Source organism: Mesorhizobium sp. M0522 (genome assembly GCF_040321085.1).
Classification (GTDB): domain Bacteria; phylum Pseudomonadota; class Alphaproteobacteria; order Rhizobiales; family Rhizobiaceae; genus Mesorhizobium.
On sequence record NZ_JAMYQW010000041.1, the window covers coordinates 1 to 17,871 of the forward strand.

Sequence of the window (17,871 nt, forward strand, 5' to 3'; positions counted from 1 at the left end):
ATCACGGACGCCGAATACGCTCCCGTAGCCGTCGATCGCGCCTCGATCGGACGCAAACTTGACCTCGACGGGTGCGGCAATGAACTGTTCCGTCGATTCCTTCAGGTAAAGTTGGAAGTCGCGCATCAGGCGCACCTCAGGCGGGGGTTGAAACAAGGGGTTTCGACCTGTGGCCCGGCGTGACGCCGGCGCTGTGAGGTGCGACCTTGGCGGTTTCGCCAACAGCGCGCAGAACGGAAACTACGCATCGTCCGTCTCCACGTCAACCGCAGGTGTGGATAACTCCGTCTGCGGCGCAGCCTTCGGCAAGGGTCGCCCGTCGCGGCCGACGCCGAATCGCTCGAGCTCGTCTGCGGCGGCCCGTGCCCTCAGCTCGTCGAGTTCCTGCCGGGCTGCGGCGTTGTAGCTGTTCGAGTAGCGGCGCCGGCCCTCCGCTCGGCATGCCTGGCTGCATCGCGTCGAAGGCTTCCGCCGCCCAACCTGAACCGCTTGGAAGTCATTGCCGCAGACGGCGCAAGTGATCAAAACAAGCCGTCGAGGGACGGTGGGAATTAAATGATCAGTTGAGCCTGGCTGTGTCATGTGTGACTGCCTTTTAATCAACCTTTTCAATAGCTTGTCGATACCCATGTTCGGCTCCTTGGCCACACTCATCCAAAAACGCGCCATTCGAAGGAAAAAACCTCTGAATGACCCCCAAGCGGTTACGGGCCCCTCGGCGCTGTAGAGATTTGACCCGCCCCCCCTTTCAGGTGCGGTCCGGAATGGCGGCGAGCGCGCCCGGATCGTATTTCTTCCGAATCTCCTCGATCTCCTCGGCCTCGGACATCGGCTTCAGGCTCTCGTGGAATGCGCGATGCAGAGCAGCCACGCGGGCGCGTTGCTCTGGCGAGTGCACGACGTCGGGGAGCCGTTGTTCCCGTTCGCGTTGCCGCTGTGCCGCCCTGGCCATCTCGGTTGCCCGAACGTCCAAAGCAGCGTTGCATTGGCGACGGAGCTCTGGCGGTGCCGGGAAGAACGCGTGCCCAAGTGCGTCCTTCAGGATCGCCTTAACGGCCATCGCCAAATCATCGAACATCACGCCTTCTATGGCGGTTTCGTAGGCGGCGAACTCAATCTCGGGGTTGCTCGACAGCCTCTTGGGCAGGCAGGACAGGGCCACCAGTGCCCCGGCGAGATCCTGCTTTGTCACGGCGCGCTGACCATCAATGTTCGATGACATGGCCGTCTCCAGCGATGGTCGGGGAAAGTTCGCCCTGGCACAGGGCAAACAGGCCGTCTGGCGCGCGGGGTGCTGGCAGGGCTCGGCGCTGCGGTGCCTGGTGCCGATCGAGGGCGTTGCGCACCCAATTGCGCCATGTGGCTTGCCAGTCGCGCTTAACGCCACGCTGCCCAGGCGCCGCCCTCCAATGATCGAAGAACCGTTCTCGCTCTCGGCTCACGTCGGCAGGCGACATGCCCTGTCCCGTGGCCCATGAAACGTCGAGAGCGAAGTTGTCGGGCAAGCGGCAAGCCCGCACCGGCAGGCACGCCTGTTTCTCTATATCCTCGCTAGAGGACCGTTCTAAGTAAGGGTCGTTCTTATGTCCCCACGTGGGAGTGGGGTGCCTCCCCACGTGGGAGTGGGGTACCACCCCATCTGGGAGTGGGGTGGGGGTGGCGGTTTCCGCTGCCTCGTCAACCATTTCGGCCGGCGGGTCGCGATCCATCGCGACTTGGTACTGGCTCGCCAATTTCGCCCCGTTCGGCGCGAAACGGTCGCGCTTTCGGAGGTACCCAAGCTTCGCCAACTGCCGAACGGCGTTTTGCACACTGCCCGGCGTCGAGCCGATTTCGTTCGCCAGCGTGTTCTGCTTAACGATGCACCAGCCATTGCTATCGGAATGGGTTCCAAGTGCCGTCAACACATGCAGTGCCAAGCGCGACAGTCGGTTATCGAAAACCGCATCAGCCGGGATGATCGAATAGCGCGGACCTGATGACATCGAGCCGGTCTTACGCAGCTACCTGGTCGCGTTCGGCAACCGCTTTCTCAATCACAGCGACAAGTTCATCACGACGCCAGCGGTTCGTGCTAGCGTTCATCTTCAGCGGGCGCGGATACCGGCCTGCATTGATGCCCCGCCACAACGTCGAGCGGTGAATGGGACTATTCTCGCCGCCGATGATCCGGCACGCTGTCTGTTCGTCAACCAGGTCAATCATCTCATCTTCCTCACATCACAACGATGCGCGGAAGTTCAGACAGTCGCGGCGTGTGGCGTAGGGAAGAATATAAAGATATTTAGAGCGCGAATTTTGTTCGCATTATCCCCTTGCCATCCGCTACACGAAGTCAGGCAAGGCTTTTGACCAGTTGAGCGGCTGCAGTTTCGTCGAGCAGTCCCCGGCTGTTTAGGGTTATCCCCAACTCTTTATCTGCGAAAATCAGTAGCGGATTTGTGGCATCGCGCACGAACCTAGCCGCCGGCCCGCCTTCGGTTCCCTTTCCCGACGGTTTCCCGGTCCAGACGGTCCAGAAGCACATCACCTGCGACACAAAGGCCGAAAGCGCGACGTGCTTGGGCCTCCGTAGATGATCGTTTGCCTGCCAGGCTTGCATGCAGTCACGGACGAAATCCTCCTCGGCGACAATCTCGCTAAGCAGCTCGTCAAGGACAGCGTGCTTGTAGATTGCATCGCCCGAGACGTGGCGCGTACCGAGCAGTTCGCGGCCGAAGTAGGCAGTGGCAAAGTCCTGTCGATAGCTGTTGGGCGACCGGAGCAGCCTCTGCAGCTTCCGAGCCAAGTTCGCGATCTGGGCAACGTCGCTAAGCTCGGCGGCCGGCGCAACCGCCCTTGCCACCTGTTCTTTCAGGGCTTCACTAGCCGCCCATTCTATCATGCTCGCGATATAGCTTTCCTTGTCCGCTCGAAACCGATTCGCATCGGGAAACCAGACGAGGCGCGCCCAATCGCTAGGAAGCGCGTCCAGCCAAGTCGGCTCAGGCACCGCGTTTGCGATCGTCAATCGCTCGGTGGGTGAAAGGCGGAATTCCGGCATCATCGCCTCCCGCCACGAATAGCGACCACCTTGGCCGAAGCTGGCGCGAGTATTCCGGCAAGGCGCGCGGCCCAAAGCTCCATCGCCTCTCGCTTTTCGCGGGCATAGTCGTATCGGGCATACACGCGACTGGTGATCGACGCCTTCGTAGCAGAAATGTGATTGAGCACGTGGCCGATGACAAAAGGGGAAATGCCGATCTCTTCCATGTGCGTCGCAGCGGTGCGCCGCAGATCGTGCGGCGTCCAAGATGCAACGCCCATGATGGTGGACACGTTGCGCTTCGTCGTCTCTTCGCGCTTCACAGCCTTTGCAATTGCGGCGCCGGTCACGGCTGCGCGGGCACCTGGTCCGGGGAAGACGAAGGGTGAAACTTCCCTGCCCTTGCGGTCGGCGAGCGCCTCGGCGTCCGCGAGCTGCGCATTAATGATGTCGATCGCCCAGTTCGAGAGCGGAACTACGTGGTCGCGTTTATTCTTGGAGCGGGCCGCCGGGATCTTCCAAACCTTTTCGTCCAGGTCGATCTCATCGCGGGTCATGCCGGAAACCTCGCCAACGCGCTGCGCCGTGACGAGACACAGACGAATGATGCGCCGCGTCGATTCGCGCGCGTCGGCCTTGGCCAGGGCGGCCCACATGGTTCGGATTTCATCGTCAGACAGAACGCGGTCGCGCTCTGTCGTTTCGGTCGGCCGGCGCATACCTTCGACAAGGTTGCTATCGAGGTCGCCACGTCCCCTCGCCCACCGCACCATTGCGCGAACGTCTTCAAACAGACGGTTTGCCTCGATATGCGCGCCGCGGTCCTTCACCGTGTCGATGCACTTGGTGATGTCGCGACGGTGCAGTTCGGACAGCTTGATTTCGCCGATCACGTCCTTGACGTTCTTACGCAGTCGACGGGCTATCTCGTCGCCGCTGCGCTTCGTCGAGGCATGGCGGGCGATATAGTTGTCCACCATGTCGGCAACGGTCTGCGAAGCCGCCAACGCACGCTTCTCCACAAGCGGGTCCTGGCCCTCGCCGATGCCGCCGCGGCCGGCCCTGGCCTTCTCCCGCGCTTTGCCGAGCTTCATTTCGGGATAGCGGCCGATCTTCATACGGGCCCGCTTTCCGTCCGTCGGCCTCGTATAGTTGAAATAGAAGGTCTTCGCGCCACCGGCTGATGCCAGGAGCGAAAGACCCTTTACCACAGTGTCGAAAAACTCCACCTGCAAGCCGCTCGTCGGCTTCGCCGTCTGACAGAAACGGTCAGAGAGTTCGATCTTTGGCATACGCACCCCGCGACCAACCGGTTTTCCATTATGTACGGCTTTATGTACGCCAGTACGCGCGCTTTGTCGATACACGTTGCGACAACTCGCAACGATAAGCACGCCTCTATCCCATATGGATCAAGGGTTTCAGGCGTTTCATGCTGTCGCAACGTATTGCAGCACGATGCGAGTGAAAGCCTCTGTTAACCGGTTGGTCGCTGGTTCGAATCCGGCCCGGGGAGCCAACAATTTCAAACACTTAGCGCCACATCCACTTTCCCGCATTTGGGGGGAAGTTTCAGCAGGGCTACATGGCGGGCTACATTCGCGAGGGACATCGGCATGGCGAAAGACGAAAAGCCTGACCACTCGGAACAAATTACCAGCATCCATCAGCCGGTCTACGACGTGATGATGATGCTGCTGAATTCTGTTCCTGTCGTAGGGCCAGCGATCGCATGGGGCGCAGGGGGCGTCATTCCGGACCCGGGTCAGGCGGCACTACAGCGTTTTATGATCGGGCTAGCAGAAAAAGTGGATGGACTACTCGAACGGGAGCAGATCGAAAAAGCTTTGCAACAGGAGCCAGGCCCCGCCCTACTTTCCTATGCGATGAACATCGCATCTCGCTCATTCGGACGAGAGAAAATTGAGGCCTTACGGAACGCTACAATCAATGGCGTTTTTTATTCGCCCCAGAATGTAAACCTGACAGCCGTGGTGTTCGCGATCCTCGACAGAATTACTGACGGCCATATTTCAATGTTGAAGGAGATCAGCGCACGAGAAGCGGCGGCAGACCATCACCTTCCATGGGACGGTGCGAAAATGATTGGCGTCCATTTCAAGTCATCGCCAGATGGGATGAAATCACCGAGGAGAGTATTGCCAGTCGACGGAGGAGAGAGCTTCCTAGATGAGCGTGATATTCAGACGAACGAGTTTTTGCTGGCCGACATGGTTAGCCTCGGGCTCATCGAAGAGCGCCTGGCGCCCGTGCCTTCCATTTACGAATGGTCAAAAGACGCGTCCAAAAACCTGCCCAGCTACGCAAGTGTGACCCCAAAGGGTCGATTGGTCTTGGAACACATTTCGGAAACGACATCGTAGTCCGCCAGCGAACTGAAAAGCCCACCACCGTGAGGCAATCTCCTAGGGGCAGTCTTCCTTGCATTCCTGCGCCTTCCTGCGACTATCGGCAGGTTCACGTGACATGGGAGGGGATCATGGGCTGGCTCGGCAACAAGGTTCTTGGTTGGTCGACAAACGTTCAGAAGCGCGAGCTGGAGGAGTTTCTCGGCCGACTTCGATCTTTAGATGGTTCTGAGGTCGGCATGATCGTGGCTTGCGCAACTAACCACAGGAATTTCGTTGCGCAGAAGCGAGGGTGGAACCTGCTTGAGCCCGCTCTGTGCGAAATGCAGGAGCCTGCGCTTGCGCTGAAAATCGGGCAACTGATCAAGGATCTACAGGCCAAGAATCGACCCGAGCTAGCCGTTGGGTTTTTCGTATGGCTGCACTCTGTTCGGTCGGCAAACAATCCAGATTTAAGGCAACTCGGCCGCGACATGTGGAAAGAGTTGGGCCGTGGCTTTGAGCACGTTGAAGACGCAGCGGAAGGGTACGAAGCCCTCACAGGGTTCGAGTTCAACACAGACGGCTACAATGAATACCCAGCCGGTCTTACACCGGTGCCAGTATGAAAACGATGGTAGATTATTCAGCAACGCTGGGATTGGTGCTTGTCGCGATAAGCGCATACGCACCTCCGGCGCTTGCTGAATACTTCGAAGACGGCAATGCCTTGAACGAACTCTGCACCAATGGATCGGCAGCCAGCCGTGTGTTGTTGCGGGGCTACGCAATGGCGATAGCGGATGTCCAAGGCGTCAGTATGGGCATTGTTGACGACGCCACAGGCTCAGCGGTCATGCCCCGGAAGTTCGTTTGCGTGCCCGTCGGCGCTTCTTCAAAGCAAGTAGAGGACGTTACGTGCAACTATCTTGCTGATCATCCAGAAGTCCGTCAGCTGCCCGGTCCTGGGATTGTCCACAATGCGCTTCTCGCGGCGTGGCCATGCTCACAGAAATAGGCCCGCCACCGTGAGGCAGCGGGCCATGTCGCCAACTTGGCGACTTGATCAGTTCCGGCCTGATGCCCCTTCGCGAGCATCGGCGAGCACCTTGCTAAGACAGGCGTCCGCCGCTTCGGCCATGCGTTCCGCGAGGTCGCTCGCGATCATCGCCAGCGCGGAAATCTCGTCAGCCTGGGTGTTGCGAGAGCCGTCCGCGCGAACGAATTGTTGCTCTGTCGTTTGCGCGTAGAGGACCGAAAGCAGGTGATGCAGGTTCCCGATATCGGATTGCAGGTCGTCTAGCGAGTTGGAGGTCGCGGTCATGACGCGTCCCACCCGAGCGCTTCGTAATAGGCCTCTTGGCCTTGTTGGACATCGACTCCGCGACGCTGGCTACAAAGAATAGGCGGCTACCTTCCGTCTCGGTGATGACGTAGTTGCCATTTTCGGGAAGGGGGACAGCTGAAATGCTGCTCCAAGAGGTTCAACAGCACGTCGACCATGTTGTCGGAGTCGCAGATCAGCGGCTCCAGGTCCTGGATAGTCATCTTATCCTTGGCCGCAGTCACCCGCCCACGCCTATTCGGCGGCTACCGCGCGGAAATACTGATGACCGGCGGCTTCGCGCCCGAGTGCGCCGTTCAGTTCGCCGCGGCGGCGTCCGAACGTTGCCGCCCGTTATTACTTGCCGTCGCTGCCTCAACGACAGCAGCTTACAGACGGGCGCGAGGTGTTCGTGGACGGCGGATTGCATAGCTTTGAGCCTGCGCGCGCGAGGCGTCGCTGGGACAAAGCGGAGAGGCCTCGCGCCAGATCTGCACAGGCAAGATCTCAACGCCTACTCGGTTGAACATGATCCGCGTGGACGGCGCCTGCGGCGTTGCCTGGAGAATTTACCCCCGTGCCTCCTGCCGGTGGGGAGGCTTCGCACCGTTCGTGTCCTAGTTGTCAAGACCCCAAAGATCCGTGTTCCGTTTGAAGTACTCAATCAGCATCTCGGTGAGCACCCGCACTTTCCGCGTGGGATGCTGACCCGGCGGTCGGACGACATACGCGGCCCCCGGAGGTACCGGATAGCGTGTCATGATCGGGACCAGCGCGCCGGAGGCCACATATTCATGTGTGATGCAATCGGGGAGCCAGGCGATGCCGAGACCTGCCGCCGCCGCGGCGGCAAGCGCCGTGGCGCTATCGGCCTTGAACCTGCCCTGCGGCTGGATCGTAACAATCTTGCTGCCATTTATGAACTGCCAGGCTTCCGTTCCCTGCATGAGGGCCTGATGGGTGACGAGTTCGTCCAGAGTCTCGGGTGACCCGTGCACCTCGATATAATCCGGGCTTGCGACAAGCTTTCCATGGATCGGCCCGACGCGCTTCGCGATCAGGTTGGAGTCTTGAAGGTAGGCGCCCCGGATCGCGCAATCGAAACCTTCTGCGATGAGATCGACGAAGCGATCGCTGTAGGAAGTATGGATGTGAAGCTTCGGGTGCAGACGCGCCATTTCCGCGAGCACGGGGGCGAAGTGGGTCGCGCCGAAAGTAAGCGGCATGGCAACCCTCAGGCGGCCGCGCAGCTCACCGGTGGGGAGGATCGTTTCCCGAGCCGTATCGATCTCTGCGCTGGCCCGGGCCGCATGGTCTCTGAACGCGATTCCCGCTTCGGTGAGCGCGGCGCCGCGGGTCGTTCGTGCAAGAAGCTGGACGCCAAGTTCCGCTTCAACCCGAAAGAGCCGCCGACTGACGATTGACTTGGAGACGCCGAGCCGGCGCGCGGCGGCCGATACGCCCCCTGCATCGGCCACTGCGACGAATGTCTGTAGATCTTCGATGTCCAATTCAGCGTTCCTCATTTCGCGACACAGCTTGCCTGATTATGGCACTACTGCATCACCAAAAGGAACGGCAAATTGCGTCCAGGCAACGTCGCCCGCTGGCGCATGTCTCCCGTGAACCCATTGCCGTCCATAGCGGCAGAGAAAGATTGCCGTCCATGGCGGCAGAGAAAGGAAGTCTTGATGACCCCTCGCAACGGCCTTGATTCGCTTCTTCGTCCTGAAGACTCGGTACTCGTTCTGATCGACCACCAGCCTTACCAACTCGCGAACCTGAACAGCCACGATCCGCAAGCTGTGGTCAACAACGCGACCGCGCTGGCGAAGCTAGCAAAAGCCTTCAATGTTCCGACCATTCTCACCAGCGTGATCGCGGGTCGTGGCGGCATCCTCTTCAAGCAGATCACTGACGTCTTCCCGGGGCAGGAAGTGATCGACCGGACTTGGGTGAACACCTGGCAGGACGAGAAGGTGGTGGACGTGGTCAAGGCGACCGGCCGCAAACAACTGATTATCGCAGGCCTTTGGACCGAAGTCTGCGTCGCGATGCCTGTCATCCAAGCCCTCGGCGAAGGCTGGGACGTGTCCGTGATCACCGATGCGTCGGGCGGCGTTTCGACCGAGTCCCACCAGATCGCCATCCAGCGGATGATCGCGGCTGGCGCAAACATGATGACCGTGATGGCGCTCGCTGGCGAGTGGCAGCGCGACTGGGCGCGCACCGAGCATGTCGAAGAGCTGACCGAGATTCTCATCCAGCACTTCGGCGGCAGCGGCATCGCCTTCCTGTGGGAGCAACAACTCCTCAAGACGCCTGTGCCGAGCGAAGGCTGATTCGGGCCGGGATGGCGAGCATTTCGGTGAGGGTCGGAATCGATCCGTTTGCCGGCCCTCGCCATCTCACCTCACAGGGAAGCCTTGTGATGCCGAACCCACCTTCACGAGCAGTCGCTCGTCGCACATCCTGGATAGATAGCATCGGGGATGCCGATGGCCGTGAGTTCAGCCGTGCGCACCTCGCCCCGCCCTCGCGGTAGAGCGATGGCCCGCTCCCTGAGCGTCGGTGTCGGCCCGCCGGCGAGGCGTAGGGCTTCTGCGCCGTCCGGTCACGTTTGCGCATTTTTGGCGACTCTGGTGCATTCTGGTGTAGGGGTATGGCAAATTCGTATTTCTCAGCTTCATCGACTCCGGCGAGCCAACGTCTTTTCTACGCTGAGGCGCGATGCAGCGCGCCGCCGTCCGACTTTTCTCCGCGTAACGATCTGGGTCAAGTTTCCACCAGCCTGGCGGACAGGAATTCGATGAAGCGCTGGGTCTTGGCTGGAATGAGGCGAGTTTCGGTGACGGCGTGAATGCTGACCGACGATCCCTGCCATTCGGGCAGGACACGCCGGAGCCTGCCCGAGGCCAAATCTTCGGCGACGATCTTCTCGGCAAGCAGGGCGATGCCCTGGTGGTTGACCGCCAGGGCGCGGATCATCCCGACGCTGTTGACTGTGAAGCGGCCTCCAACCTCGACTTCGACCTTGTTCATCCCCTGATGCAGGGCCCAGATCTTCGGCATGCAGATGCATTCATGCTCCGCCAGATCCGCCGGTGTCGCCGGCTCGTCGGACGCTTCGATGTAGCCAGGAGATGCATAGAGGTGGCGCGCGTGGCGCCCGATCAGGCGAGCGATCAGGCTGGAGTCTTCCAGCTCGCCGATGCGGATCGCTACATCGAACGGCTCGGCCACCAAATCGACGCGGCGCGGGGTCAGGTCGAACTCGAAGGTGATGCCGGGATAGTGCCGCACGAAATCGACGATGATCGGCGTCAGGTAAAGCGTGGCGAAGTCGACCGGGAGCGAGACCCGCAGGACACCGCTCGGCTGCTCCAGCATGGCGCCGAGCTGCTCGTGTGCGAGCCGTGCCTCGTCGACGATGCGCTTGCTTCGTTCGTAATAGAGCTGGCCGGCCTCGGTGAGCTCGATCTTGCGCGTCGTTCGATGCAGAAGCCTCAGGCCGATCGCCTTCTCCAGCGCGCTGATACGTCGCGACAGAGTCGAGTTGGGCATGCCCAGAGCCTCAGCCGCCTTCCGGAAGCTCCTCGCTCTCGCCACCTCCACGAACAGCGCCATGTCGTTCAAGTGGCTCACGCTATTGCTCCATATTTGGAATATTGATTTCACTTTTGCCGGATTTATCCCGACATTGGAATAGTGGACAAGGGCTCGGCTCCAGCAAAAGAATGGAGATCCCAATGAGTCCCTTATTCACCTCTGTCCGCGTCGGTCGCTACACTCTGCCGAACCGCCTCGTCATGGCCCCGATGACCCGTAGCCGCGCCGGCTTCGACGGTACGCCGGGCGAGCTGGCCACCGAATATTATTCCCAGCGCGCCGGCGTCGGCCTGATCGTCACCGAAGGCACCCAGCCCTCGGATGACGGCCAGGGCTATCTCACCACACCGGGCATCTACACGCCTGCCCATGTCGCCGGCTGGCGGAAGATCACTTCCGCCGTGCACGACAAGGGCGGCCGCATCTTCATCCAGCTGATGCACGCCGGGCGCATGTCGCATCCCGACAATACGCTGCATCACCGCCAAGCCGTCGCGCCTTCCGCAATCGCGCCGGCGGCGGGTATGTTCACGATGACCGGGATGCAGGATATTCCTGCGCCACGCGCGCTTACGACCGAAGAGGTGCGCCAGACGGTCGCCGATTTCCGCCATGCGGCCCGCTCGGCGATCGAGGCGGGCGCCGACGGCATCGAGATTCACGGCGCGAACGCCTACCTGGTCCAGCAGTTCTTCGCGCCCAGCGCCAACACGCGCACGGACGAATATGGCGGGTCGATCGAGAACCGAGCGCGCTTCGCCATCGAAGTCGCCACGGCGATCGCCGAGGAGATCGGCGCGGACCGCACCGCGATCCGCCTGTCACCCGGGACGACGATATGGGGGATCGACGAAGGCGCCGAAGGGCCGGACCTCTACCGCTATCTGGTCGCCGAACTCGACAAGCTCGGGCTCGCTTACGTGCACATCATGCACCAGGGCGACGAGGCGCTGCTGGCCGATATCCGCAAGCTCTGGCACCAATCGCTGACCCTCAATCGGCCAAGTCGTCCGCGTGACCAGATCGGCGCCGACGTAGCTTCGGGGCTGGCCGATCAGGAGTCCTACGGCCAGATGGTCCTGGCCAATCCGGACTTTGTGGAACGGTTGAAGACCAATGCGGCGCTGAATGCGGCAGTCCAAGCCACTTTCTATGGTGGCACCGCCCTGGGCTACACCGACTATCCCGCTTTGAGCGCGTAAAGCGCAAGCAAGTAAATCCCCAAGCGCCGGCAGTCTAATAACATTTCTCACCCGAGGTGGACTGCATAATTCGAAGTTCTTCTTGAGAGACTTCAAACTATATCGTCCAACAGGAAGGAGAAGCCTGATGAACCAACACAATGACTTCCAAAGCGCCCCCGGCCGGGCTGAACCGCTTGGCTCCGGCCGGGCCCTACGTCTTCAAGCATATGGCGGCACTGAGAGCTTGAAAGTCGATTGGCTATCCGCCCCCGAGCCTGGTCCCGACCAAGTGCTCGTCCAGGTCAAGGCTGCCGGAGTAAACGGAATCGACTGGAAAATCCGTGAAGGCTACGTCCGCGACAAGTTCAAGTTATCTTTGCCCGCGACGCTTGGCATCGAAATGGCGGGGGTCGTGCTGCGGACCGGCTCCAACGTCGAAGGCGTGAGGGTCGGAGACCGGGTCATGGCCGCGCTGGGTGGCCTGGGCGCTTATGCTGACCACTTGCTGATAAATGCCGAAAAACTCGTCAAGACGCCTGCGGTCCTGTCAGACATTGACGCGGCGGCAGTACCGGTGGCGGCGATGACGGCATGGCAAGTCCTTCAGGTCGCCGATTTCAACCTTCGGGGGCGGCGGGTGTTGATCCACGGCGCGGCTGGTGGGGTGGGCAGCTTCGCTGTCCAGTTCGCCAAGACGGCTGGAGCGACCGTCTATGCTACAGCCTCAACCAAGAGCGTGGCCCATGTCCAAGCCTTGGGCGCTGACGAAGTGATCGATTACCAGAAACAGAACTTCGAGCTTCTTGCGAGCGACATTGACCTTATCGTCGATCTTGTCGGGGGCCAGGTCTTGGACAAATCTTGGTCGGTCCTATCGCCTGGCGGCGTCCTGGCCAGCATCGCTGCAACTGATGTGGTTTCGCGCGCCCCGGCAGGCCGTCGTGGCATCTGGTTGTCAGTCAAACCTGACACCGCGCGCCTAGCCACAATCGCTCAAGAGATCGCTGACGGCTCGCTGCGGTCCACGATTGCAGAAGTGGTCGGCTTCGACGATCTGGCATCCGCGATCGAGCGCAATCGCACCGGCCACGCTCCCGGAAAGATAGTCTTAGACCTCACCAGGTGACTTCAGCTCATGGTAATCGTCCCTAAAGGGGACCGTCTGCATTCGGCTCATGTTGGGACGGCCGTGAACCACAGTTATGCAGGGCCTTTCCGCTCCGCCGCAAATCTCAAATGCGCGTTTTTTAGCCTTCCCTGACCGGCAGCGCCTTTTCACCGGAATCGACCGCCCTATTTCGCCTCGACAGGTGGGTGGCTGCTTGCTGGACGAGTCCCTGCGACGAGTACGGCATGTGCTTCGAGGTAACCCCCAATGGACTTCCACGATCGGCACCTATTGCGGTTGCGGGTGAACGGAGAGGATCACAGCCTTTCCGATCTCGATCCCCGCGTCACGCTGCTCGACCTGCTGCGCGAGCGGCTTCATCTGACCGGAACGAAAAAGGGATGCAATTTCGGCGAGTGCGGCGCCTGCACCGTGCATCTCGACGAACGGCGTGTGAATGCCTGCATGATACTTGCCGTGTCCTGCGAGGGACGCGAGGTCACGACGATCGAAGGCTTGGCAAACGGCGATGCGCTTCATCCCGTGCAGCAGGCGTTCATCGATCATGATGGGTTCCAGTGCGGATTCTGCACGCCCGGACAGGTGATGTCGGCGGCGGCACTGATCGAGGAGGGACATACCGGCTCCGATGCCGAGATCCGCGAATGGATGAGCGGTAATCTGTGCCGCTGCTCGGCCTATCCGCAAATCGTCGAGGCGGTGCGCTCAGCGGCCGGGAGGGCGAGCCAATGACCCCATTCGTCTATGCGCGCGCCGACAGCCTGGGCGACACGATCGCAGCCGGTGCCGCGCCCGACAGCGCCTTTCTCGCCGGCGGCACCGAATTGCTCAACTGGCTGCGCCTTGGAATTGCCGGGCCGGCGCGGATCATCGATATCTCCCGCCTCGACGGGCTGGATCAGATCGAGGCACTGCCCGGCGGCGGCTTGACGATCGGCGCGCTGACGCATCTCAACGATGTCGCGCAGCATGCGCTGGTGATGCGCGATTATCCGGTGTTGAGCCAGGCGATCCTCAACGCCGCATCGCCGCAGCTGAGAAACCTAGCAACGATAGGCGGCAATCTTCTGCAGAAGACGCGCTGTGCCTATTTCCGTGCCGAAGAGCAGTTGCCATGCAACAAGCGTCAGCTCGGCTCCGGCTGCTCGGCATTGCATGGCATCAACGACAATCACGCGATATTCGGCTGGACCGAGGATTGCGTCGCCACCCAGCCATCCGACCCGGCGGTGGCGCTGGCAGCACTTGATGCGGTCATCGTCACCGCGCACCGCAGCGGCGGCCGGCGCATTCCGGCAGCGGAATTCCACCTGCTTCCCGACACGCGGCCCGAGGCAGACAATGTGTTGCAGCAAGGCGAACTGATCACGGCAATCGAGCTGCCGGCGCCGGCGCCGCGATCGGCTTACCTCAAGGTGCGCGAGCGCGAATCCTACGAGTACGCCATCGTCTCTGCCGCCGCTGTGCTGGAGATGGACGGCCAAACCATCCGTCGGGCGGCCCTGGCGCTGGGGTCCGTCGCGCTGCGGCCGTGGCGGCTGAGCGCCGCCGACCAGCAGCTCGCCGGTGCCGAAATCGGCGATCGCGAGGCGTTGAGCACCGCTATCGAGCAATCCTTCGCCGAAGCGCGTCCCTTGTCGCAGAACGCCTACAAGATCGAACTGGCCAAGACCGCCGCTTTGCGGGCGATCGAAAGAGCAGCGAGGATGCCGTCATGATGATCAGCCAGCCTGTTGCCCGCCCTGACGGCGGCGTCAAGGTCACCGGCCGCGCCCGCTATGCGGCCGACTATTTCGCCCCCGACCTGCTCTATGCGGTACTCGTGACCGCGCCCGTTCCGGCCGGCCGCGTGACGTCGATCATGGTCGACGACGCGCTCGCCGAGAACGGCGTCGAAGGGTCTCTACGCCACGCCGGCCATGCGTCTCAGCCAGCGCGTGGAGCGCGCAAACGTCGCCATGCCGACGCCGCTGCGCGCGCCGGTCGAGGGTCCGGGCACCTGGGCGCTCGAAAGCGCGATGGACGAGCTCGCCCACCGCCTCGGCATCGATCCGCTCGATCTGCGTCTGGTCAACCATGCGGACACGGATCCGGCCACCGGCCAGCCCTGGTCGTCGAAGAAGCTGCGCGAGGCTTATGAGGAAGGCGCCCGCCTGTTCGGCTGGCGCGAGCGCCCGCGCAAGCCGCAACGCGACGGCGATTGGCTGATCGGCTACGGCATGGCGACCTGCAGCATGGGCTGTTTCCGCAACCCGACGCCTGCAGCCGAGGTCAGGTTGCACCGAGATGGCACGGTGCTCATCCGCACCGGCACCCAGGACATAGGGACCGGAACACTCACCATCTTTCCGCAGATCGCGGCCGACGTGCTGGGCCTGCCGATGGAGAGGATTGAGATGGAAATGGGCGATACACAGCTGCCGGAGGCGGGACCGACCTATGGCTCGTCATCGACCATGGGGGTGGGCGCGGCGGTGCTTGCCGCTGCCGAAGATGCGCGTTCGCAGCTTGCCCGTCTTGCCAATCTGCTGCCGGACGAGGTCGAGATGCAGGACGGCAAGATTCGCCGCAGAGGCGCTGCCGGCGGTCAGACGATCGCCGACGTGATGAGCCATACCGACATCGGCGAGATCACCGGCTCCGGCTCGTTCGATCCGGCGCAGCATGGCAAAGGCCTCGCGATGCGCACTTTCGGCGCGATTTTCATGGAGGTCGGCGTCGATCCGGGGCTCGGCCTGCTCAGGCTTCGTCGCGCCGTGGGCAGCTACAGCGCCGGCCGCATCGTCAATCCCCGCACCGCACGCAGCCAGATGACGGGCGGCATCATCTGGGGCTGGGGCATGGCGGCAATGGAGCAGAGCAGGCACGAACCGGTGCTTGGCCGGTTCCTGTCGAAGAACCTTTCCGGAGTCGCCATTCCGGTCAACGCCGACATTCCCGGCGACATCATAATCCACTTCGTCGATGAGGTGGACGAGCATGCCAGCCCGATCGGCGGCAAAGGCATCGGCGAACTCGGCGCCACCGGCGTTGCCGCTGCTGTTGCCAACGCCGTCTTCGACGCCACAGGCAAGCGGATCCGGGAGTTGCCGATCACGCCGGAAAAACTGCTGTGGAAGGATCGGCCCGCGGAAGCGTCTGCTCGACGAGGTTGACGTAATAGCGCATCACCGTCGGCACGATCTCGTCGTTGAAAACGTAGCGGTCGCCGTGCAGGCCTTCGCCCGGGCCGACCTCGCCGGCGCCGATCCACGCATAGCAGCCGCCGGCGGCGCGGATCATGAAAGCGAAATCCTCGCAGCCGAGACTGGGGCTGAACTCGGTCAAGACATTCTCCCGGCCGACGACGGAGGCGGCGGCCTCGACGGCGCGGGCCGTCGCATCGGCCGTATTGATCAGCGGCGGATAGCCCTTCCTGTAGTCGAGCCTGGCCTTGAGCGAATGCGCGGCGGCAATACCTTGTGCGATCTCGCCGATCAGCCTCTCGCAATGGTCGGAAAGGCCGTGCTCGAAGAAGCGGCAGGTGCCTTGCAGCCAGACCTTGCCCGGCACGATATTGCCGACATTGCCGCCATGAATCTGCGTGATGCTGACGACAAGCGCGCTCTGAGGGTCGACCGAGCGGCTGACGATGCGCTGGACGGCTTGCACGAAGGCGCCCGCGGCCAGGATCGGGTCATCCCCGAGCTGCGGCATGGCGGCATGAGCGCCAAGACCCTCAAAGGTCAGTTCGAAATTATCGACGGCCGCCATTTGCGGCCCGACGCGGGCGGCGATCGTCCCCAGCCTGATGCCCGGCCAGTTGTGAACCGCATAGACCGCTTCGACCGGAAAGCGCTTGAACAGGCCGTCCTCGATCATGCGCATGCTGCCGCCCTCGTTTTCCTCGGCCGGCTGAAAGATGAAAGTGACGGCTCCGTCGAAGGCGCGCGATTGACTGAGCAGTTTGGCGGCGCCGAGCAGCATGGCGGCGTGGCCGTCATGGCCGCAGGCGTGCATCACGCCCTCTTGCCTCGAAGCATAGGACAGGCCGGTTTTCTCCAGCACCGGAAGCGCGTCGAGCTCGGCGCGAAGGCCGATAGCGCACGTTCCAGCGCCGCTGCGCAGGACACCGACGACGCCGGTGCCGCCGATCCCTTCATGCACCTCGTCGACGCCGAAGGAGCGCAGCTTCTCTGCAACGAAACGCGCCGTTTCGTATTCATTGAATGCGAGTTCCGGATTGGCATGGATATGGTGCCGCCAGCCTATAACCTCTGGTGTCAGCGCGGCGACGGGGTCATTATGCAACATGATGCCTCCTTTCCGCCGACAAAAAGCGGCTTGGTTTGCCTGCCATAGAAGGCCCGGCGAGAGGCGTCTTGAACCGGATTGACCATGGCAAGGACAAACGAAGCGGCAGAGACCGGGAAATACTGGCGCCATCCGTGCTTCCCCGACCTGGGCCTGTTCGAGGCGCGCTTCACCCGGCACCGCTATGACTTGCACACGCACCCGACCTATGTGATCGCCCTGATCACCTCTGGCTGCGAGCGCATTCGCATCGGCCGCAAAAGCGTTCTCGCTCCGGCAGGCACCATTGCCGTCGTCAATCCCGAGGAGTGGCATGACGGCGAACGCGGGGCGGATGAAGGCTGGGCCTACCGGACGTTTTATCCTTCGGTGCCGATGATGACCGCGCTTACCCGCGAACTCGGCCGCGACGGCGCTCCAGTATTTTCGCGCGCGACTATCGAAGACAGCAGTCTCGCCGCAGCATTGATGGCAGCACACCAGGGCTCGACATCCCCGGACACAATGACGGCCGAGACGTCCCTGCTCGTGGCGCTGCGACGGCTGATCGTTCGGCATGGCGACTCGAGCGGACAGGCCGAAGAGATCGAAAGCTCCGGATCGCAGCGGCGGTTCTCGCTCTACCGCGATCTTGTCGAAAGCGAGCTTGGCTCGCAGCTCGACCTCAAGCGGCTAGCCGGCGCGGCTGGCGTGACCCGATTCCAGGTCATCCGCGACTTCAACAAGGCGATCGGCCTGACGCCGGCGGCCTATATCCGCGACCGGCGATTGCGCCGGGCGAGTGCGCTGATCGAACAGGGATTTGGCCTCGCCGACGCCGCCATCGCGGCGGGTTTCGCCGACCAGAGCCATCTTTCCCGTACATTCCGGGCTATGCATGGCATGACGCCGGGCATGTTCAGAAGAGCGGGATAAGGCGCTCCTGAACAGACAAGCTTGCGCGCCAATGCTTGCTGCGC

General features: G+C 61.9%; 20 protein-coding genes and 1 pseudogene. 11 read left to right on the forward strand and 10 right to left on the reverse strand.

Features of this window, described 5'->3' with window-relative positions:
* Window positions 1–240: 240 nt before the first annotated feature.
* From NKI58_RS29790 to NKI58_RS29815, 6 genes are all read right to left on the reverse strand, one after another.
* Window positions 241–630: a hypothetical protein gene (locus NKI58_RS29790; RefSeq protein WP_352854139.1), complete on the reverse strand. Its 390-nt coding sequence runs from the start codon at window positions 628–630 to the stop codon at window positions 241–243.
* 118 nt (window positions 631–748) lie between these two features.
* Window positions 749–1,222, reverse strand: coding sequence for a hypothetical protein (locus tag NKI58_RS29795; protein ID WP_352854142.1), 474 nt, complete (start codon window positions 1,220–1,222; stop codon window positions 749–751).
* On the reverse strand, window positions 1,206–1,985 hold the full coding sequence (locus NKI58_RS29800; protein WP_352854144.1) for a helix-turn-helix domain-containing protein: 780 nt from the start codon (window positions 1,983–1,985) through the stop codon (window positions 1,206–1,208). The genes NKI58_RS29795 and NKI58_RS29800 overlap by 17 nt, the downstream gene beginning before the upstream one ends.
* A 10-nt stretch (window positions 1,986–1,995) precedes the next feature.
* On the reverse strand, window positions 1,996–2,205 hold the full coding sequence (locus tag NKI58_RS29805) for a helix-turn-helix transcriptional regulator (RefSeq protein ID WP_352795339.1): 210 nt from the start codon (window positions 2,203–2,205) through the stop codon (window positions 1,996–1,998).
* 130 nt (window positions 2,206–2,335) lie between these two features.
* Window positions 2,336–3,043, reverse strand: coding sequence for a hypothetical protein (locus NKI58_RS29810; protein ID WP_352854146.1), 708 nt, complete (start codon window positions 3,041–3,043; stop codon window positions 2,336–2,338).
* Window positions 3,043–4,419 carry a tyrosine-type recombinase/integrase gene (locus tag NKI58_RS29815; RefSeq protein WP_352854149.1) on the reverse strand — a complete coding sequence of 459 codons (1,377 nt, stop codon included), beginning with the start codon at window positions 4,417–4,419 and terminating at the stop codon, window positions 3,043–3,045. Before NKI58_RS29815 ends, NKI58_RS29810 begins: the two co-directional genes overlap by 1 nt.
* 222 nt (window positions 4,420–4,641) lie before the next feature.
* Between NKI58_RS29815 and NKI58_RS29820 the strand changes: the two genes are divergently transcribed.
* The 3 genes from NKI58_RS29820 (at window position 4,642) to NKI58_RS29830 (ending at window position 6,391) form a co-directional block, all read left to right on the forward strand.
* On the forward strand, window positions 4,642–5,409 hold the full coding sequence (locus NKI58_RS29820; protein WP_352786471.1) for a hypothetical protein: 768 nt from the start codon (window positions 4,642–4,644) through the stop codon (window positions 5,407–5,409).
* A gap of 116 nt (window positions 5,410–5,525) precedes the next feature.
* On the forward strand, window positions 5,526–6,002 hold the full coding sequence (locus tag NKI58_RS29825) for a hypothetical protein (protein ID WP_352786470.1): 477 nt from the start codon (window positions 5,526–5,528) through the stop codon (window positions 6,000–6,002).
* Window positions 5,999–6,391: a Rap1a/Tai family immunity protein gene (locus tag NKI58_RS29830; protein ID WP_352786469.1), complete on the forward strand. Its 393-nt coding sequence runs from the start codon at window positions 5,999–6,001 to the stop codon at window positions 6,389–6,391. The genes NKI58_RS29825 and NKI58_RS29830 overlap by 4 nt, the downstream gene beginning before the upstream one ends.
* A gap of 48 nt (window positions 6,392–6,439) precedes the next feature.
* On the opposite strand, the gene NKI58_RS29835 is transcribed toward NKI58_RS29830, so the two are convergent.
* On the reverse strand, window positions 6,440–6,697 hold the full coding sequence (locus tag NKI58_RS29835) for a hypothetical protein (protein ID WP_352786468.1): 258 nt from the start codon (window positions 6,695–6,697) through the stop codon (window positions 6,440–6,442).
* A 617-nt stretch (window positions 6,698–7,314) separates the two neighbouring features.
* Window positions 7,315–8,208 carry a LysR family transcriptional regulator gene (locus tag NKI58_RS29840; protein ID WP_352786467.1) on the reverse strand — a complete coding sequence of 298 codons (894 nt, stop codon included), beginning with the start codon at window positions 8,206–8,208 and terminating at the stop codon, window positions 7,315–7,317.
* Between the two features lie 180 nt (window positions 8,209–8,388).
* On the opposite strand from NKI58_RS29840, the gene NKI58_RS29845 reads away from it, so the two are divergent.
* The gene (locus tag NKI58_RS29845) at window positions 8,389–9,039 is read left to right on the forward strand and encodes a hydrolase (RefSeq protein WP_352451920.1); all 651 of its coding nucleotides are present in this window, start codon (window positions 8,389–8,391) and stop codon (window positions 9,037–9,039) included.
* 433 nt (window positions 9,040–9,472) lie between these two features.
* On the opposite strand, the gene NKI58_RS29850 is transcribed toward NKI58_RS29845, so the two are convergent.
* On the reverse strand, window positions 9,473–10,342 hold the full coding sequence (locus tag NKI58_RS29850; protein ID WP_352587837.1) for a LysR family transcriptional regulator: 870 nt from the start codon (window positions 10,340–10,342) through the stop codon (window positions 9,473–9,475).
* A gap of 92 nt (window positions 10,343–10,434) precedes the next feature.
* Between NKI58_RS29850 and NKI58_RS29855 the strand changes: the two genes are divergently transcribed.
* The 6 genes and pseudogenes from NKI58_RS29855 to NKI58_RS29880 all read left to right on the forward strand — a co-directional run bounded on the left by NKI58_RS29855 (window position 10,435) and on the right by NKI58_RS29880 (window position 15,774).
* The gene (locus NKI58_RS29855) at window positions 10,435–11,508 is read left to right on the forward strand and encodes an alkene reductase (RefSeq protein ID WP_352587834.1); all 1,074 of its coding nucleotides are present in this window, start codon (window positions 10,435–10,437) and stop codon (window positions 11,506–11,508) included.
* A 127-nt stretch (window positions 11,509–11,635) separates the two neighbouring features.
* Window positions 11,636–12,616: an NADP-dependent oxidoreductase gene (locus NKI58_RS29860; protein WP_352587831.1), complete on the forward strand. Its 981-nt coding sequence runs from the start codon at window positions 11,636–11,638 to the stop codon at window positions 12,614–12,616.
* 249 nt (window positions 12,617–12,865) lie between these two features.
* Window positions 12,866–13,351: a (2Fe-2S)-binding protein gene (locus NKI58_RS29865; protein ID WP_352587828.1), complete on the forward strand. Its 486-nt coding sequence runs from the start codon at window positions 12,866–12,868 to the stop codon at window positions 13,349–13,351.
* Window positions 13,348–14,337 (forward strand): FAD binding domain-containing protein, encoded by a 990-nt coding sequence (locus tag NKI58_RS29870; RefSeq protein ID WP_352451925.1) that lies wholly within the window; start codon window positions 13,348–13,350, stop codon window positions 14,335–14,337. The genes NKI58_RS29865 and NKI58_RS29870 overlap by 4 nt, the downstream gene beginning before the upstream one ends.
* Window positions 14,338–14,520: 183 nt before the next feature.
* Window positions 14,521–14,682 (forward strand): annotated as a pseudogene (locus NKI58_RS29875) (molybdopterin cofactor-binding domain-containing protein); the annotation flags it as partial.
* Between the two features lie 90 nt (window positions 14,683–14,772).
* Entirely contained in the window at window positions 14,773–15,774 is a 1,002-nt protein-coding gene (locus tag NKI58_RS29880) for a xanthine dehydrogenase family protein molybdopterin-binding subunit (protein ID WP_352854152.1), read from the forward strand.
* Here the strand turns inward: NKI58_RS29880 and NKI58_RS29885 are convergent.
* A complete protein-coding gene (locus NKI58_RS29885) occupies window positions 15,713–16,912 on the reverse strand; it encodes an amidohydrolase (protein WP_352635531.1) in 1,200 nt (399 codons plus the stop codon). The two genes, NKI58_RS29880 and NKI58_RS29885, sit on opposite strands and share 62 nt — an antisense overlap.
* An 84-nt stretch (window positions 16,913–16,996) precedes the next feature.
* Between NKI58_RS29885 and NKI58_RS29890 the strand changes: the two genes are divergently transcribed.
* Complete coding sequence (locus tag NKI58_RS29890) at window positions 16,997–17,827, forward strand: AraC family transcriptional regulator (RefSeq protein WP_352635533.1); 831 nt, start codon at window positions 16,997–16,999, stop codon at window positions 17,825–17,827.
* Window positions 17,828–17,871 lie beyond the last annotated feature (44 nt).

What these genes read in the sequence shown, in the direction of transcription:
- NKI58_RS29790 (WP_352854139.1), bottom strand. Translation starts at nt 630, where the DNA reads ATGGGTATCGACAAGCTATTGAAAAGGTTGATTAAAAGGCAGTCACAC.
- NKI58_RS29795 (WP_352854142.1), bottom strand. Translation starts at nt 1,222, where the DNA reads ATGTCATCGAACATTGATGGTCAGCGCGCCGTGACAAAGCAGGATCTC.
- NKI58_RS29800 (WP_352854144.1), bottom strand. Translation starts at nt 1,985, where the DNA reads ATGTCATCAGGTCCGCGCTATTCGATCATCCCGGCTGATGCGGTTTTC.
- NKI58_RS29805 (WP_352795339.1), bottom strand. Translation starts at nt 2,205, where the DNA reads ATGATTGACCTGGTTGACGAACAGACAGCGTGCCGGATCATCGGCGGC.
- NKI58_RS29810 (WP_352854146.1), bottom strand. Translation starts at nt 3,043, where the DNA reads ATGCCGGAATTCCGCCTTTCACCCACCGAGCGATTGACGATCGCAAAC.
- NKI58_RS29820 (WP_352786471.1), top strand. Translation starts at nt 4,642, where the DNA reads ATGGCGAAAGACGAAAAGCCTGACCACTCGGAACAAATTACCAGCATC.
- NKI58_RS29825 (WP_352786470.1), top strand. Translation starts at nt 5,526, where the DNA reads ATGGGCTGGCTCGGCAACAAGGTTCTTGGTTGGTCGACAAACGTTCAG.
- NKI58_RS29830 (WP_352786469.1), top strand. Translation starts at nt 5,999, where the DNA reads ATGAAAACGATGGTAGATTATTCAGCAACGCTGGGATTGGTGCTTGTC.
- NKI58_RS29835 (WP_352786468.1), bottom strand. Translation starts at nt 6,697, where the DNA reads ATGACCGCGACCTCCAACTCGCTAGACGACCTGCAATCCGATATCGGG.
- NKI58_RS29845 (WP_352451920.1), top strand. Translation starts at nt 8,389, where the DNA reads ATGACCCCTCGCAACGGCCTTGATTCGCTTCTTCGTCCTGAAGACTCG.
- NKI58_RS29855 (WP_352587834.1), top strand. Translation starts at nt 10,435, where the DNA reads ATGGAGATCCCAATGAGTCCCTTATTCACCTCTGTCCGCGTCGGTCGC.
- NKI58_RS29860 (WP_352587831.1), top strand. Translation starts at nt 11,636, where the DNA reads ATGAACCAACACAATGACTTCCAAAGCGCCCCCGGCCGGGCTGAACCG.
- NKI58_RS29865 (WP_352587828.1), top strand. Translation starts at nt 12,866, where the DNA reads ATGGACTTCCACGATCGGCACCTATTGCGGTTGCGGGTGAACGGAGAG.
- NKI58_RS29870 (WP_352451925.1), top strand. Translation starts at nt 13,348, where the DNA reads ATGACCCCATTCGTCTATGCGCGCGCCGACAGCCTGGGCGACACGATC.
- NKI58_RS29885 (WP_352635531.1), bottom strand. Translation starts at nt 16,912, where the DNA reads ATGTTGCATAATGACCCCGTCGCCGCGCTGACACCAGAGGTTATAGGC.
- NKI58_RS29890 (WP_352635533.1), top strand. Translation starts at nt 16,997, where the DNA reads ATGGCAAGGACAAACGAAGCGGCAGAGACCGGGAAATACTGGCGCCAT.